Origin of the sequence: Burkholderia alba (assembly GCF_034721475.1) — a bacterium.
Classification (GTDB): domain Bacteria; phylum Pseudomonadota; class Gammaproteobacteria; order Burkholderiales; family Burkholderiaceae; genus Burkholderia; species Burkholderia alba.
Genome location: NZ_JAWJWL010000007.1, coordinates 13282 through 28503 on the forward strand (window position 1 = coordinate 13282; position 15222 = coordinate 28503).

Annotated in this window: 13 protein-coding genes and 1 tRNA gene; 11 read left to right on the forward strand and 3 right to left on the reverse strand. The window is 66.7% G+C overall.

Features of this window, described 5'->3' with window-relative positions; translation table 11 throughout:
* Window positions 1–64: 64 nt before the first annotated feature.
* The 3 genes from RZR99_RS09460 to dprA form a co-directional block, all read right to left on the reverse strand.
* Window positions 65–2680, reverse strand: coding sequence for a DNA topoisomerase III (locus tag RZR99_RS09460; protein WP_323119492.1), 2616 nt, complete (start codon window positions 2678–2680; stop codon window positions 65–67).
* A gap of 197 nt (window positions 2681–2877) precedes the next feature.
* Window positions 2878–3258 carry a thioredoxin family protein gene (locus RZR99_RS09465; protein ID WP_323119493.1) on the reverse strand — a complete coding sequence of 127 codons (381 nt, stop codon included), beginning with the start codon at window positions 3256–3258 and terminating at the stop codon, window positions 2878–2880.
* Between the two features lie 43 nt (window positions 3259–3301).
* Complete coding sequence (dprA, locus tag RZR99_RS09470) at window positions 3302–4477, reverse strand: DNA-processing protein DprA (protein ID WP_323119494.1); 1176 nt, start codon at window positions 4475–4477, stop codon at window positions 3302–3304.
* Between the two features lie 236 nt (window positions 4478–4713).
* Here dprA and def point away from each other — a divergent pair, with 236 nt between their 5' ends.
* From def to queE, 11 genes are all read left to right on the forward strand, one after another.
* Entirely contained in the window at window positions 4714–5217 is a 504-nt protein-coding gene (gene def / locus RZR99_RS09475; RefSeq protein WP_323119495.1) for a peptide deformylase, read from the forward strand.
* A 30-nt stretch (window positions 5218–5247) separates the two neighbouring features.
* Window positions 5248–6231: a methionyl-tRNA formyltransferase gene (fmt, locus tag RZR99_RS09480; protein ID WP_323119496.1), complete on the forward strand. Its 984-nt coding sequence runs from the start codon at window positions 5248–5250 to the stop codon at window positions 6229–6231.
* Between the two features lie 122 nt (window positions 6232–6353).
* Entirely contained in the window at window positions 6354–6992 is a 639-nt protein-coding gene (locus RZR99_RS09485) for a LysE family translocator (RefSeq protein WP_323119497.1), read from the forward strand.
* Between the two features lie 105 nt (window positions 6993–7097).
* Window positions 7098–7955, forward strand: a complete 858-nt coding sequence (gene htpX / locus RZR99_RS09490) for a zinc metalloprotease HtpX (RefSeq protein ID WP_323119498.1) — start codon at window positions 7098–7100, stop codon at window positions 7953–7955.
* A gap of 186 nt (window positions 7956–8141) precedes the next feature.
* Window positions 8142–9560 carry a 16S rRNA (cytosine(967)-C(5))-methyltransferase RsmB gene (gene rsmB / locus RZR99_RS09495; protein WP_323119499.1) on the forward strand — a complete coding sequence of 473 codons (1419 nt, stop codon included), beginning with the start codon at window positions 8142–8144 and terminating at the stop codon, window positions 9558–9560.
* Window positions 9557–10147, forward strand: coding sequence for a DUF4390 domain-containing protein (locus tag RZR99_RS09500; protein ID WP_323119500.1), 591 nt, complete (start codon window positions 9557–9559; stop codon window positions 10145–10147). The genes rsmB and RZR99_RS09500 overlap by 4 nt, the downstream gene beginning before the upstream one ends.
* Complete coding sequence (gene esaS / locus RZR99_RS09505; protein ID WP_323119501.1) at window positions 10137–12548, forward strand: sensor histidine kinase EsaS; 2412 nt, start codon at window positions 10137–10139, stop codon at window positions 12546–12548. Before RZR99_RS09500 ends, esaS begins: the two co-directional genes overlap by 11 nt.
* Entirely contained in the window at window positions 12549–13238 is a 690-nt protein-coding gene (gene esaR, locus RZR99_RS09510) for a response regulator transcription factor EsaR (RefSeq protein WP_323119502.1), read from the forward strand.
* 60 nt (window positions 13239–13298) lie between these two features.
* Window positions 13299–13374, forward strand: a tRNA-Phe gene (locus RZR99_RS09515).
* A gap of 369 nt (window positions 13375–13743) precedes the next feature.
* Complete coding sequence (gene queC, locus RZR99_RS09520; RefSeq protein ID WP_323119503.1) at window positions 13744–14478, forward strand: 7-cyano-7-deazaguanine synthase QueC; 735 nt, start codon at window positions 13744–13746, stop codon at window positions 14476–14478.
* A gap of 94 nt (window positions 14479–14572) precedes the next feature.
* Window positions 14573–15205 carry a 7-carboxy-7-deazaguanine synthase gene (gene queE, locus RZR99_RS09525; protein WP_323119504.1) on the forward strand — a complete coding sequence of 211 codons (633 nt, stop codon included), beginning with the start codon at window positions 14573–14575 and terminating at the stop codon, window positions 15203–15205.
* Window positions 15206–15222: the final 17 nt, after the last annotated feature.

Here is a 15222-nt window from a genome sequence, read left to right on the forward strand (position 1 = left end):
GGTTTGGGTCCGCGCTTTTTACTGGGCGAGGCAAGGTGCCCGGCATGCGCCGGGCGGCCGAGGATCAGGAGCCGGTCTTGCGGGCCGGCGTCTTGCGCGCGGCTGTCTTGCGGGCCGGCGCGGCCTTTTTCGCCTTCACCGGTTCCGGTGCGCCTTCCGTGACCGCTTCGTCGCCCTTGGCGGACGATTTCGCTGCGGTTTTTTTCGCCGCCGCCGCTTTCGGTTCCTTCTTCTCGAATTCGAAGCCGATCTTGCCGTCCGGCTGCTTGACGAGATACGCCTTGAAGTTGCGGCCGGTGCGCGACGACTTGAAGTTCGGCAGCAGATCGGTGCGGCCTTCGGTCAGCAGCTTCGCCATCTGCTCGCGGGCGATTTCCTGCTGCAGGATCACCTTGCCCGACCGGAAGTCGCAGGTCTTCGGATTCGCGACCGAGTGCTCGCACACATAGCTCATGCCGTGTTCGAACACGCGCCCGCCGCACTTCGGGCAGGCGCCGACCGCTTCCTGCGCCGAGAAGTCCGGCGCCTCGCCGTCTTCACCGCCCTGGTCCTGGCCGAAATCGAATTCGAGTTTGTAGTTCTTGGTCTCGTCGTCGAACGACAGCTTGAGGATCGCCGAGAACGGACGCCCCATCTTGCTGCGGAAGCCCGACAGCGGCCCGATTTCCTTCTTCTGAAGCAGCTCCTCGACTTCGGGAATTTCGAACTGGCGGCTGCCCGGAATCTTCGAGATCGAGAACTCGCACTTCGTGCATGCGAAGCGCCGGTAGTTCTCCTTCACCTGAGCGCCGCAGTTCGGGCACGGCGTTTCGAGCGTCGCGTAGTCGCCCGGGATCGTGTCGGAATCGTATTCCTTCGCGCGCTTGACGATGGTCTGCGTCATGCGGGCAATTTCCTGCATGAACGCATCGCGAGGCAGGTTGCCGCGCTCCATCTGCGACAGCTTGTATTCCCATTCGCCCGTCAGTTCCGGCGCGGTGAGTTCCTTCACGCCGAGACCGCGCAACAGCGTCATCAACTGGAATGCCTTCGCGGTCGGGATCAGTTCGCGGCCTTCGCGGAGCAGGTATTTCTCGCCGAGCAGGCCTTCGATGATCGCGGCGCGCGTGGCCGGCGTGCCGAGCCCCTTCGCCGCCATCGCCTCGCGCAGCTCGTCGTCCTCGACCAGTTTGCCCGCGCCTTCCATCGCGGACAGCAGCGTCGCTTCCGAGTAGCGTGCGGGCGGCTTGGTCGTGAGGCCGTGTGCGGCGATCTTGTCGGTCTTGACCTTCTCGTCCTTCTGAACCGGGACGAGGTTCGCGTCGGCGCCTTCGGCATCGCGGCCGTACACCTGCAGCCAGCCCGGTTCGACCAGCACCTTGCCTTCCGTCTTGAAGTGATGGCCCGCGACTTCGGTGATGCGGGTCGTCACCCGGTACTCGGCCGCCGGGAAGAACACGGCAAGGAAGCGTTTCACGACGAGGTCGTAAAGCTTCTGTTCCGGCTCGGACAGCGATTTGGGCGCCTGCAGCGTCGGGATGATCGCGAAGTGATCGGTAATCTTCGAGTTGTCGAAGATACGCTTGTTCGGCTTCACCCAGCCTTGGTCGAGCACCTTCTTCGCGTGCGGCAGGTAGTTGTTGCTCTCCTTCAGCATCTCGAGCGTGCTTTGCACGGTGCTGAGGTAGTCCTCCGGCAGCGCGCGCGCGTCGGTACGCGGATAGGTGAGCACCTTGTGCTTCTCGTACAGCGCCTGGGCAAGGCCCAGCGTGTTCTTCGCCGAGAACCCGAAGCGGCCGTTCGCTTCCCGCTGCAGGCTCGTCAGGTCGAACAGCAGCGGCGACAACTGGGTCGACGGTTTGGATTCCTCCGACACCTTGCCGATCTGATCGCGGCAGGCCGCCACGATCGTTTCAGCGGCCGGCAGGCTCCAGAGCCGCGAGTCGCGCTTCTCGGGATCGAATTCGTCCTTCTTGAATTTGGGGTCGTACCAGCGGCCTTCGTAGAAACCGCCCGCGCAGACGAACTCCGCGCGCACTTCCCAGTAATCGCGCGGCACGAACCGGCGGATTTTCTCTTCGCGCTCGACGACGATCGACAACGTTGGCGTCTGAACGCGGCCGACGGTGGTCAAAAAGAAACCGCCGCCCTTGCTGTTGAACGCGGTCATCGCGCGGGTGCCGTTGATGCCGACCAGCCAGTCGGCCTCCGAGCGGCAGCGCGCGGCGTCGGCGAGCGGTTGCATGTCCTGGTCGCTGCGCAGGTGCGTGAAGCCGTCGCGGATGGCCGCGGGGGTCATCGATTGCAGCCAGAGGCGCTGGACCGGCTGCTTGGCTTTCGCGTGCTGCGCGATCAGACGGAAAATCAGCTCGCCCTCGCGCCCCGCGTCGCATGCGTTGATCAGGCGTTCGACGTCCTTGCGCTTCATCAGCTTCGTCAGCACCTTGAGGCGCGACTCGCTTTTTGCGATCGGATTCAGGTCGAAATGCGGAGGGATGACAGGCAGATGCGCGAAGCTCCACTTGCCGCGCTTGACTTCGTATTCCTCGGGCGCGGCGATTTCGAGCAAGTGGCCGACTGCCGACGACAGGACGTATTCGTCGCTTTCGTAATATTCGTCATGCTTGGTAAAGCCGCCCAAAGCGCGCGCGATGTCGTTCGCGACAGAAGGCTTTTCCGCAATGATGAGTGCTTTGGACATGACAGAGGTATGTTGGTAGACCGGGCAGGCCGGTTGTGGGCCCTTTTACGACGGCTTTATAGCACACGACGCCGCAACGGCGGTTCGCGCGTGCAAAAAGCGGGTCATCATAAGTGGGGGCCGAGGCGGCGGCAAGCCTGCCGGCGCCTCGGCAGCGTAAACCTGGAGTGAAAGCGGTGCGCGGGCGCGACGCGGGGTCAGGCGGGTGCGTCGAGCAGGTTGCGCAGTTTCGGTGCATGCGGCACGCCGGGGACCGCGCTCAGATCGGCGAGCATCCGTTCGACGATGGTTGCGTGCGGAAGCACGGTGCCGAAAAAGCGCACCGTGTACTGATCTTCGATCAGCAGCGTCGGGAAGTTCTCGACGTCGAGGTCGTCGAGCTGGTCGGCGTGCGTCTCGATGTCGATCCACGCAAAACAGAATTCGGGGTGCGCGTCGGCGAGCCGATTGAAGGCGGCGCGGTAGTCGCGGCAGGTGCCGCACCATTCGGCGCACAGACAGGCGACGAGCAGCGTCGCGGGATTCCGGAGACGCTCGGCGATCCGATCGGCATCGGTGTCGAGATTCAGCGCGGGCATTGCGGTTCCTTGCTTCGTAAGGTGGCGGCGATATGGCAGGTGCCTATTCGCCGGAATTTAGCACGGCGGGGACCGTGCGCGCTTGCGTCGGATCGGGCGCGGCGTCGAGCCGGGTCACGCGGCCGCCGGGCAGGCTCGTGACGCGTCCCGCGAGCTCCAGTTGCAGCAGGAGCCGGTGCAACTGCTCGTCCGCGAAGCCGGTGCGTCCGGCGAGCAGTTCCAGCGGGACCGGGCCGTAGCCGATAGCGGCGAGCAAGGCTTCCTCGTCGTCGCCTGCGCGGCCGGCGGGCGGCGCGCGTTTCGCCGGCGCGGACGGCGCCATCCTCGTCAAACCAAACTCCTCGAGCACATCGGCGGCGGTTTCGACGAGCTTCGCGCCGTCCCGGATCAGCGCGTGACAGCCCTGCGACAGCGCCGCGTGGATCGAGCCCGGTATCGCGAACACGTCGCGCCCCATGTCGTTGGCGAGCCGGGCGGTAATCAGCGAGCCGGAGCGCAGCGCCGCCTCGACGACCAGCACGCCGCCCGCGAGCGCGGCAATCAGCCGGTTGCGCTGCGGGAAGTGCGCGGCGCGCGCCGGCGTGCGCAGCGGCCATTCGGAAACGATCGCGCCGCGGACGGCGATATCGTGCGCGAGCGCGTGGTGGCGGGCCGGATAGACCAGATCCGCGCCGGTGCCGATCACCGCGATCGTGCTGCTCGCGCCGGCCAGGCCGCCGCGGTGCGCGGCGCCGTCGATGCCGCTCGCCAGTCCGGAGACGACGGCGAGACCCGCGTCCGACAATTCGCGGCCGAGGCGTTCGGCATCGGCCAGCCCTTGCGGGGTTGCGTTGCGGCTGCCGACGATCGCGACGGCGCGCGCATGCAGCAGATCGAGACGGCCCTTTACATATAGCAGCGGGGGCGGATCGTGGAGGGCCGCGAGCGATGGCGGATAGGCCGGGTCACACTGCGTAACGAGCGCGTTGCCGGGCTGGTCGAGCCAGTCGAGCGTATGCGCGACGCAACGCTCGAAATCGTCGCCGGGCGGCGTGTGCGCCGCGCGCGCCACGGCGTCGCCGGCCTGTGCGGCGAGCGCCGCATGCGATGCGCCGAACAGCGCGTCCGGTGAGCCGAACGCATCGAGCAGGGCGCGTCGCGCGGCCGCCGGAATGCCGGGCGCCTGGGCGAACCGCAGCCAGCTTGCCAGCTCGCCGGCGCTTAGCGGCTGCGGCGACATGACAGATCCCTCCAGAAGCGCGGCCTGCGGGCCGCGTGATGCCATGTTAAAATTTTCATCATCCGAAATAGAACGAAGTGCCACGCGCGACGGCCCGCGGCGGATTGCCCGACGCGGTTCCGCCTGCACGGATTCCGCGTGTTCCCAGCCTCATCTTCACGGCAGCGCGGAGGCTGCGCCAGCCGGCCGAATGGCCGACACGGGCACCTCATTCGTCACTACCGAACTTTGACATCATGGCTTTGCTGAACATCCTCCATTACCCCGACAAACGGCTGCACAAGGTGGCCGCCCCGGTCGCGCAGGTCGACGACCGGATCCGCAAGCTCGTCGCCGACATGGCCGAAACCATGTACGCGGCGCCCGGCATCGGTCTTGCCGCGACGCAGGTCGACGTGCACGAACGCGTGATCGTCATCGACATTTCCGACGACAAGACCGATTTGCGCGCGTTCATCAATCCGGAGCTCGTCTGGTCGAGCGACGACAAGCAGATCTACGAAGAAGGCTGCCTGTCGGTGCCCGGCATCTACGACGAAGTGGAACGGGCGGACCGCGTCAAGGTGCGGGCGCTCAACGAGAAGGGCGAAGCCTTCGAACTGGACTGCGAGGGCCTCCTCGCGGTGTGTATCCAGCACGAAATGGATCACCTGATGGGGCGCGTGTTCGTCGAGTATCTGTCGCCGCTCAAGCAGACGCGGATCAAGACGAAGATGAAGAAACTCGAACGCGCGATGTAACGCGCGTCATCGCCCTCGATGCCCTTGCCCATGACACATTCGTTGCGCGTCATTTTTGCCGGAACCCCGGAATTCGCCGCCGCGGCGCTCGCCGCGATTCACGACGCGGGGTTCCCGGTGCCGCTCGTGCTCACGCAACCCGACCGCCCCGCCGGACGCGGCATGAAGCTGCAGGCGAGCGCGGTCAAGCGCTACGCGCTCGAACACGGGATGACGGTCGCGCAGCCGCCGTCGCTGCGACGCGCCGGCAAGTTCCCGGCCGAGGCCGCCGCCGCGCTCGACACGCTGCGCGCGACGCCGCACGACGTGATGGTGGTGGCCGCCTACGGCCTGCTGCTGCCGCAGGAGGTGCTCGACCTTCCGCGCCACGGCTGCATCAACATTCACGCCTCGCTGCTGCCGCGCTGGCGCGGCGCGGCGCCGATCCATCGCGCGATCGAGGCCGGCGACGCCGAGGCCGGCGTGACGCTGATGCAGATGGACGCGGGCCTCGACACCGGCGCGATGCTGCAGGAGGCGCGCCTCGCCGTCGCGCCGGACGAAACCACCGCGACGCTGCACGACAAGCTGGCGGCCGAAGGCGCGCGGCTGATCGTCGACGCGCTGGCCGAACTGGAACGCACGGGCGTGCTCGCGGCTACGCCGCAGCCGGCCGACGGCGTGACCTATGCCGAAAAGATCGGCAAGCACGAGGCTGCGCTCGACTGGCGCAAGCCGGCCGACGTGCTGGCGCGCCAGGTGCGGGCGTTCGATCCGTTCCCCGGCGGCGTCGGCGTGCTCGACGGCGCTGCGCTCAAGCTCTGGGCGGCCGAACCGGTGCCGGCGCGCGGCGCGGCGGCACCCGGCACGATCGTCGACGCCGGCCCGGACGGCGTCGTGATTGCATGCGGCGAGGGGGCGTTGCGCGTGACGCAACTGCAGAAGCCCGGCGGCAAGCGGCTGCCCGCGCGCGAATTCCTCGCCGGCGCGCCGCTGAGCGCGGGCCAGCGCTTCGCGCCGTCCGACGTGTCCTGAGCCCGCGGCATTCGGCTCGCTCGAAGCGTCCGGGCCCACGTCATCGGCTGGACGGCCAGGTCGCGCGCCGCAGGTCGCGCGCGTAGAATTCCAGTGTTCCCCACCGGTCTCAGAGGATCGTCATGTTCGGCATCACCCATCTCGGCCTGTTCGTCGTCGCGGTCTTTCTTCTGAACATCACGCCGGGGCCGGACACTGCTTATATCGTCGGGCGCAGCGTCGCGCAGGGGCGCAGCGCGGGCTTGATGTCGGCGCTGGGTATTTCGGCGGGGTGCTGCGTGCACGCGCTCGCATGCGCGTTCGGCCTGACGGCGATCCTGGCCGCCTCGGCCACCGCGTTTACCGTCATCAAGATCGTCGGGGCGGTCTACCTGATTTATCTGGGCGTGCGGCTCATCCTGACTAAATCGGCGCCGGCGGCGCAAGCCGAGCCGTTGAAACGGGGTCAGGACAAATCGTTGCACCAGCTGTTCGCGCAGGGTTTCCTCACCAACGTGTTGAATCCCAAGGTGGTGCTGTTCTTCGTGTCGTTCTTCCCGCAGTTCGTGTCCGCGGACAGCCCGCACAAGATCCTGGCGTTCCTGACCCTCGGCGTGGTGTTCTTCCTGATGAGCACGACCTGGGCATGCCTCGTCGCGTGGATTGCCGGCAGCGTGACCGCGCGCTTCTCGGGCAAGCCCGCCGTGAAGAAGTGGCTGGATCGTGGCGTCGGCAGTGCGTTCGTCGGACTGGGGCTCAAACTCGCGGCCACGCAGCGGTGATATTGAATTTTCTCGATACGCCCTTATCTAACAAATCGCTTACAATCAATTCGCTGCCGCCAGTGAGGCGCGCGGTGGTGTCCGCATACGGATAAGGAGTGGAATATGTTCAATTGGGTCAAAACGGCGATGCTGATGGCCGCGATCACGGCCCTGTTCGTCGTGATCGGCGGGATGATCGGCGGGTCGCGCGGCATGATGCTCGCGCTGCTGATCGCGCTCGGCATGAATTTCTTCTCGTACTGGTTCTCCGACAAGATGGTGCTGCGCATGTACAACGCGCAGGAAGTCGACGAGGCCAGCGCGCCGCAGTTCTATCGGATGGTGCGCGAGCTTGCCACCCGCGCGAATTTGCCGATGCCGCGCGTGTACCTGATCAACGAGGACGCGCCGAATGCGTTCGCGACCGGCCGCAATCCGGAGCATGCGGCCGTCGCGGCTACGACCGGCATCCTGAGGGTGCTGTCCGAGCGCGAGATGCGCGGCGTGATGGCGCACGAGCTTGCGCACGTGAAGCACCGCGACATCCTGATCTCGACGATCTCCGCCACGATGGCGGGCGCGATCTCGGCACTCGCGAATTTCGCGATGTTCTTCGGCGGCCGCGATGAAAACGGTCGCCCGACCAACCCGATCGCGGGGATCGCGGTCGCGTTGCTCGCGCCGATTGCGGGCGCGTTGATCCAGATGGCGATTTCGCGCGCGCGCGAATTCGAGGCGGATCGGGGCGGCGCGCAGATCTCCGGCGATCCGCAGGCGCTTGCGTCGGCGCTCGACAAGATCCATCGCTATGCGTCCGGCATTCCGTTCCCGGCGGCCGAGGCGCACCCGGCCACCGCGCAGATGATGATCATGAATCCGCTGGCGGGCGGCGGGATCTCCAAGCTGTTCTCGACGCACCCGGCGACGGAGGAGCGCGTCGCGCGCCTGATGGAAATGGCGCGCACCGGCCGCATGGACTGATCGCGGCGTGCCGGTTGCGCGATGCGCGCCCCGGCACAATGGACGTAACCAGGAACCCCGCACGCTCCGCGCTGCGGGGTTCGTCGTTTTGAACTCCCCGAAATGCGCGGCACAGCGCGCTACAATGTTTCGTTTCAGGCCGCGCGGGCCGTTGCCCGCCGCCGGTTCGCCGCCGCTATCCGTTCAATGACTCAAACACGTTCTTCCCAATCCCGTGCGCCCGGCGCGCCCGCTCGAGCACGCGTCGCGCGTCTGTCGCCGCTGCATCTGGTTCCCGACTCGCTCGGGTTCGCGCTCGACGGCGCCGCGCAGGCGGTCGACGCCGTCAGCCGGGGTACCGCGTTGCCTGCCGCGCTGGCGGCCGTGCAGGCGGGGCTGCACGACGAGGCGCGGGCGGTCGCGCGCGGCGCGATCCAGGATATCGCGTATCGCACGATGCGCCGGCAAGGCTCGGCGGAGTGGCTGGTCGCGAAACTGGTCAGCAAGCCGCCGCACGACGCTGTCCGGGCGCTACTCGTGTGCGCGCTCGCGTTGCTGCTGGACGACGGCGAGCACGCGGCCTACGCGCCGTTCACGGTTGTCGATCAGGCGGTCACGGCGGTCGGCGCGCGCCGCGAACTAGCGTTCGCGAAGGGTCTCGTCAATGCCGTGCTGCGCCGTTTCCTGCGCGAGCGGGAGGCGCTCCTTGCGCAGATGCGGAGCGACCGGTCCGCGCACTGGAACTATCCGGCATGGTGGGTCGATGCGGTCGCACAGGCGTGGCCCGACGCATGGCAAGACCTTCTTGCCTGCGGCAACGTGCCCGGTCCGCTGACGTTGCGGGTCAATGCGCGCCGTACGACCGTCGACGCGTATCTCGCGACGTTGCGCGCCGCGCAGATCGACGCCGTGCCGGTCGGCCGCTCCGCGATCCGGCTCGCCTCGCCGCTGCCGGTCGAGCGCATCCCGGGTTTCGCGGCGGGAGACGTGTCGGTGCAGGATGCCGGCGCGCAGCTCGCGGCCGAATGGCTCGGGGCGCGCGACGGGATGCGGGTGCTCGATGCGTGCGCGGCGCCCGGCGGCAAGACGGGCCATCTGCTCGAACTGGCCGATATCGACGTTGTTGCGCTCGAAAGCGATCCGGTGCGCGCGACGCGTATCGGCGAGAATCTGACGCGTCTGTCGCTGACGGCCGACGTGCAACTCGGCGACGCGGGCGACCCCGCGCGGTGGCACGACGGCCGGCCATTCGACCGGATTCTCGCCGACGTGCCCTGCTCCGCTTCCGGCATCGTGCGGCGGCATCCGGACATCCGCTGGCTGCGCCGGCCCTCCGATCTCCCGGCGCTCGTCGCCGAGCAGCGGCGGATTCTCGCGGCACTGTGGCCGCTTCTGAAATCAGGCGGCGAATTGCTCTACGTTACGTGCTCGATCTTTCCCGAAGAAGGGGAGATGCAGGCACGCTGGTTTGGAGACGCCTATCAAGATGCGGTACGATTGGACGCGCCCGGGCAGCTTTTGCCGCGGGCCGTCGCGGGCGGCCCGCAAGCCGTTCCGGACGAGGGCGGGCCCCGCCAGAACACCGATCACGACGGATTTTTCTACGCGCGCTTTCAGAAACGGTGACGATCAAACACCTCTTTCCACTTCGGCTCGCGGCCGTGCTCCTGGTGGCGCTCGCGCTGTGCCTGACCGTCGTCGCGCCTGCGCACGCCGAGCCGATCGCCGTGCAGCGCGCGTCGCTGCAATCCGACGGCAGCGGCTGGAGCCTCGACGCCCGCTTCGACTTCGAACTCAACAGCAGTCTCGAAGATGCGGTCAACAAGGGCATCCCGCTGTATTTCACGACCGATTTCGAGCTGAGCCGCGCCCGCTGGTACTGGTTCGACGAACAGCCGGTCTCGGTGTCGCAGACCATCCGCTTGTCGTTCCAGCCGCTGACCCGCGAGTACCGCGTGTCGACGGGCGGCCTGCAGCTGGGCTTCAGCTCGCTGAAGGAGGCGCTGGCGGTGGTGAAGCACGTGACCTCGTGGCACGTGATCGACAAGAGCCAGGTGCGCGGCGGGGAAACCTACACGGCCTCCGTGCGGATGCAGCTCGATACGGCGCTGATGCCGAAGCCGTTCCAGGTGGACGCGGTGAACAACCGCGACTGGAGCCTCGTTTCCGACTGGAAGCGCTTTACCTTCACGGTGGCCGAACGTGCTAAATAGGGTACGCCGCGCGACCAGCGGGAAAAGCCTCCTGATCCGCGTGATCGTCTCCACCGTCGCGATCACCGCGCTGCTGCTGCTGGTGCTGCTCGCCGCCGCGAGCGCGAACACGGAATTCTTCGACCGCTACTATTCGTGGCTGTACGCGTCCAACATCATCGTCGCGATGGTGTTCCTGCTCGTCGTGCTCGGGCTGGTCGGGATGATCGTCGTGCGCCTGCGCAAGGGCAAGTTCGGCACCCGGCTGCTCGCGAAGCTCGCGATCTTCTTCACGCTGGTCGGCGTGGTGCCGGGCGGCATCATCTACATCGTGTCGTATCAGTTCGTGTCGCGCAGCATCGAATCGTGGTTCGACGTGAACGTCGAAACCGCGCTGACGGCCGGCCTCAACCTGGGGCGCGGGATGCTCGATACGTCGCTGTCCGACCTGCAGACGAAAGGTCGTCTGATGGCCGAGCAACTGGCGAGCGCCGATACCAACACCAACGGCACGACCCTGACCTTGCTGCGCCTGCGCGACCAGTTCGGCGTGCAGGACGCGACGATCGTCGAACCCGGCCGCAACGGCGCCGGCGCGGCGCCCGACTTGCACATCATCGCGCAGGCGTCGGGCAATTTCGCCGCGCTGATTCCGGACGACATGCCGACGCCGTTGATGCTGAGCCAGGCGCGCGAGCATGGCGGCTACGCGGCGATCGAAGGCGAGGTGGACGGCGATCCGCGCGCGCAGGGCTCGAAGGGGGCGTTGCGGCTGCGCGTGGTGCAGCGGATTCCCGATTCGAGCACGCTGCTGCTGCAGCCCGCCGAACGCTACCTGCAACTGACGCAGCCGGTATCGCCGACGCTCGCGCGCAACGCCGACGCGGTGCAGCGCGCGTACCGCGAATACCAGGAGAAGTCGCTCGGCCGCAGCGGCTTGCGCAAGATGTATATCGGCACGCTGACGCTTGCGCTGTTCCTCGCCACCTTCATCGCGATGATGATCGCGCTCGCGCTCGGCAACCAGCTCGCGCGGCCGCTGTTCCTGCTCGCGCAGGGCACGAAGGAAGTGGCCGAGGGCGACTACACGCCGAAGCGCGAGATCAAGACGCGCGACGAGCTGGGCTTTCTCACGCAATCGTTCAATGCGATGACCCGGCAGCTTTCCGAGGCGCGTCTCGCGGTCGAGAAGAACCGCGTCGCGCTCGAGCATTCGAAAACCTATCTCGAAAGCATTCTCGCGAACCTGACGGCGGGCGTGTTCGTGCTGGACCGGCAATTTCGCCTCACCACCGTGAATCGCGGCGCCGACCGGATTTTCCGGCAGCCGTTCAACCCGCTGATCGGCACGACGCTCGACCAGATCGGCGTGGTCGCGGGGTTCGCCGCGATGGTGCGCAAGGCGTTCGCGGATCGCGAGGCGGCGGGCCGGGGCGGCGGCGAGGATCGCGGCCACTGGCAGCAGCAGTTCGCGGTCGAGGTGCCGGGCGAATCCGATCCGCTGACGCTGCTGGTGCGGGGCACGCGCCTCGTGTCGGCGATCGAGGGACAGGCGGAGGATCCGCAGACGGCCGGCTACGTCGTGGTGTTCGACGACATCTCCGACGTGATTTCCGCGCAGCGCTCGGTCGCATGGGGCGAAGTCGCGCGGCGTCTCGCGCACGAGATCAAGAATCCGCTCACGCCGATCCAGCTGTCGGCCGAGCGCCTGGAGATGAAGCTGTCCGACAAGCTCGCGCCGCCGGATGCCGAGGTGCTGAAGCGCGGTGCGACGACGATCGTCAATCAGGTGGCCGCGATGAAGCGGATGGTGGACGATTTCCGCGAATACGCGCGCACGCCGCCCGTGGTGCTGACGAATCTGCAGCTGAACGATCTGGTCAGCGAAGTGCTGACGTTGTACGGTGTCGGCGAAAGCAAGAGCACGATCGTGGTCGAGCAGGCGGCGTTGCCGGTGATCCGCGGCGATGCGACGCAACTGCGTCAGGTCATCCACAATCTGCTGCAGAACGCGCAGGATTCGGTGGCGGATGTCGAGCATCCACGTGTGTCGCTCGAAACCAAGACAGTAGAATATGGCGACGCCGATGCCGACGGAAAGACGCGCGTCGCGGTGCGGCTGACGGTTTCCGACAACGGGCCGGGCTTTCCGGCGCGCATCCTGACGCGAGCGTTCGAACCTTACGTGACCACGAAAGCGAAGGGCACGGGGCTGGGTCTCGCGACGGTGAAGAAGATCGTCGACGAGCACGGCGCACGGATCGATTTGCGCAACCGCATGCAGGGCGAGGTCGTGGAAGGCGCGCAGGTCTCGATCCTGTTCCTGCAGATGGCGGACGACGCGACGGGCTCCGAGGGCGGAGCGAACGGCGGAACGGCACCCGCGAAGACAAAAGCAACTGTGCAGACAAAGGCAGCGTAAATGGCAACCATCCTGGTGGTAGATGATGAAATGGGCATCCGGGAATTGCTCTCGGAGATCCTCAGCGACGAAGGACATGTCGTGGAGGCGGCGGAGAACGCACAGGCCGCGCGCGACTACCGGCTGCGTCAGGCGCCCGATCTCGTGCTGCTCGATATCTGGATGCCGGATACCGACGGCGTCACGTTGCTCAAGGAGTGGGCGAGCCAGGGGCAACTCACGATGCCGGTCATCATGATGTCCGGGCACGCGACGATCGACACGGCCGTCGAGGCGACCAAGATCGGCGCGCTCGATTTTCTCGAGAAGCCGATCGCGCTGCAGAAGCTGCTGAAGGCGGTCGAGCACGGCCTCGCGCGCGGCGCCGCGCCGGTGCCGGTGAATCCGGCCGCGAAACCGGCGGCGGGGCCGTCGTCGGTGGCGTCGGCGGCAGCGTTGCCGACGCTGGGCGACGAGGCCGGCGCGGCGCTCGGGCTCGCGGGCCAGACGGCGGCGATCCCGTTCGATATCCCGCTGCGGGAGGCGCGCGATGCATTCGAGCGCGCGTACTTCGAGTACCACCTCGCCCGTGAAAACGGCAGCATGACGCGGGTTGCGGAAAAGACCGGCCTCGAGCGCACGCACCTGTACCGGAAGCTCAAGCAGCTGGGCGTCGAGCTGGGCAAGAAGCCGGCCGAAGGCCCGGTGTAAAAAAATTGGTCAAAGGGCTTGAGCAGCGAAAGTCCCTTTGCTATACTCTTTCTTCTCCGTGGCCCGGTAGCTCAGTTGGTAGAGCAGCGGATTGAAAATCCGCGTGTCGATGGTTCGATTCCGTCCCAGGCCACCAGCAGTATCCAACCCCAAGAATCGGCTGATTCTTGGGGTTTTTCGTTTGTGGGCAAGGTCCATCGACCCTCGGTCGAGTTGGGGGCGGCGTGATAAAATCCTCGCTGTCTCAAAGACTTAAAGGACTTGAGGATGCGCATCCGGGCGCCGCAAGTCCTTTTTTCGTTTCGACGCCTGGGTAGGGCGCCGGTCCCGTGTATGGGTTCCTGCCCGCCGCGATCATCGGTATAAGCGCCGGACCGTTTCCGGCTGTCGGGCGCTGCCTATACTGCATGAGCCGGCCTGGCCGGCACGCGCCGGGCCGCTCGGCGGCAAGAGGCCGCTTCGGGCGCAGCGCGGCGCGGGCCCTCATCATTCACGGAGTATCACGGTGATTCGGACAGACGCCAAGGATGGCGCGCTCGTGTTGTTTTCAGGCGGCCAGGATTCGGCCACATGCCTTGCCTGGGCCCTTTCGCGTTATCGGACCGTCGAAACGCTCGGCTTCGATTACGGGCAGCGGCATCGCGTCGAACTGGAATGCCGCGACGGGGTGCGCGACGCGCTCAAGCAGCGTTTTCCGCAGTGGGCGGAGCGGTTGGGCGACGATCACATGATCGACCTGTCGGTGCTCGGCTCGATCAGCGACACGGCGATGACGCGCGCGATCGAGATCGAGACGGCCGAGAACGGCTTGCCGAACACGTTCGTGCCGGGCCGCAACCTGATGTTCATGACGATCGCCGCCGCGATCGCCTATCGCCGCGGCCTGAGCGTGCTGGTCGGCGGGATGTGCGAGACGGATTTCTCGGGCTACCCCGACTGCCGCGACGACACGATGAAGGCGCTGCAGGTCGCGCTCAATCTCGGCATGGATACGCGCTTCGTGCTCGAAACGCCGCTGATGTGGCTCGATAAGGCCGATACGTGGCGGCTCGCCGAGCAGCTTGGCGGTGCCGAGCTGGTCGAGCTGATCCGCGTCGATACGCATACTTGCTACGTGGGCGAGCGCGCGGAGCTGCACGACTGGGGTTTCGGCTGCGGCGAGTGCCCGGCGTGCAAGCTGCGCAAGCGCGGCTACGACGCGTATCTGAAGGGCGAGCAGGTGACGGAAGCGCCGTTCTGATACGGACGCCGCGCGGCGGCGCGCGGCAAACACCGGCCGGAAAACGGCCCGATTCAACCAGAGGAAGCATGCGGCGCAAGCCGGGCGAAGCGCAATGACGTACGCGGTCAAGGAAATCTTCTACACGTTGCAGGGCGAGGGCGCGAATGCCGGGCGTCCGGCCGTGTTCTGCCGGTTCGCCGGCTGCAATCTGTGGTCGGGCCGCGAAGAGGACCGCGCCGATGCCGTGTGCCGCTTCTGCGATACGGATTTCGTCGGCACCGACGGCGAGAACGGCGGCAAGTTCAAGGACGCCGCCGCGCTGGTCGCGACGATCGCATCGTTGTGGCCGGCGGGCGAGGCGAACCGTTTCGTCGTCTGCACGGGCGGCGAGCCGATGCTGCAGCTGGATCAGCCTTTCGTCGACGCGCTGCACGCGGCCGGCTTCGAGATCGCGATCGAAACCAACGGCTCGCTGCCGGTGCTCGAATCGATCGACTGGATCTGCGTGAGCCCGAAGGCCGACGCGCCGCTCGTGGTCACGAAGGGCAACGAGCTGAAGGTGGTGGTGCCGCAGGACAACCAGCGCCTCGCCGAGTACGCGAAGCTCGACTTCGAGTACTACCTCGTGCAGCCGATGGACGGTCCCGCTCGCGACTTCAACACGAAGCTCGCGATCGACTGGTGCAAACGCCATCCGCAGTGGCGCCTGTCGATGCAGACCCACAAATACCTGAACATTCCCTGAGCCGCGAGCTTCATTCA

Excerpts from the sequence above, each read along its gene's own strand:
- RZR99_RS09460 (WP_323119492.1), bottom strand. The coding sequence starts at position 2,680 with ATGTCCAAAGCACTCATCATTGCGGAAAAGCCTTCTGTCGCGAACGAC.
- RZR99_RS09465 (WP_323119493.1), bottom strand. The coding sequence starts at position 3,258 with ATGCCCGCGCTGAATCTCGACACCGATGCCGATCGGATCGCCGAGCGT.
- dprA (WP_323119494.1), bottom strand. The coding sequence starts at position 4,477 with ATGTCGCCGCAGCCGCTAAGCGCCGGCGAGCTGGCAAGCTGGCTGCGG.
- def (WP_323119495.1), top strand. The coding sequence starts at position 4,714 with ATGGCTTTGCTGAACATCCTCCATTACCCCGACAAACGGCTGCACAAG.
- fmt (WP_323119496.1), top strand. The coding sequence starts at position 5,248 with ATGACACATTCGTTGCGCGTCATTTTTGCCGGAACCCCGGAATTCGCC.
- RZR99_RS09485 (WP_323119497.1), top strand. The coding sequence starts at position 6,354 with ATGTTCGGCATCACCCATCTCGGCCTGTTCGTCGTCGCGGTCTTTCTT.
- htpX (WP_323119498.1), top strand. The coding sequence starts at position 7,098 with ATGTTCAATTGGGTCAAAACGGCGATGCTGATGGCCGCGATCACGGCC.
- rsmB (WP_323119499.1), top strand. The coding sequence starts at position 8,142 with ATGACTCAAACACGTTCTTCCCAATCCCGTGCGCCCGGCGCGCCCGCT.
- esaR (WP_323119502.1), top strand. The coding sequence starts at position 12,549 with ATGGCAACCATCCTGGTGGTAGATGATGAAATGGGCATCCGGGAATTG.
- queE (WP_323119504.1), top strand. The coding sequence starts at position 14,573 with ATGACGTACGCGGTCAAGGAAATCTTCTACACGTTGCAGGGCGAGGGC.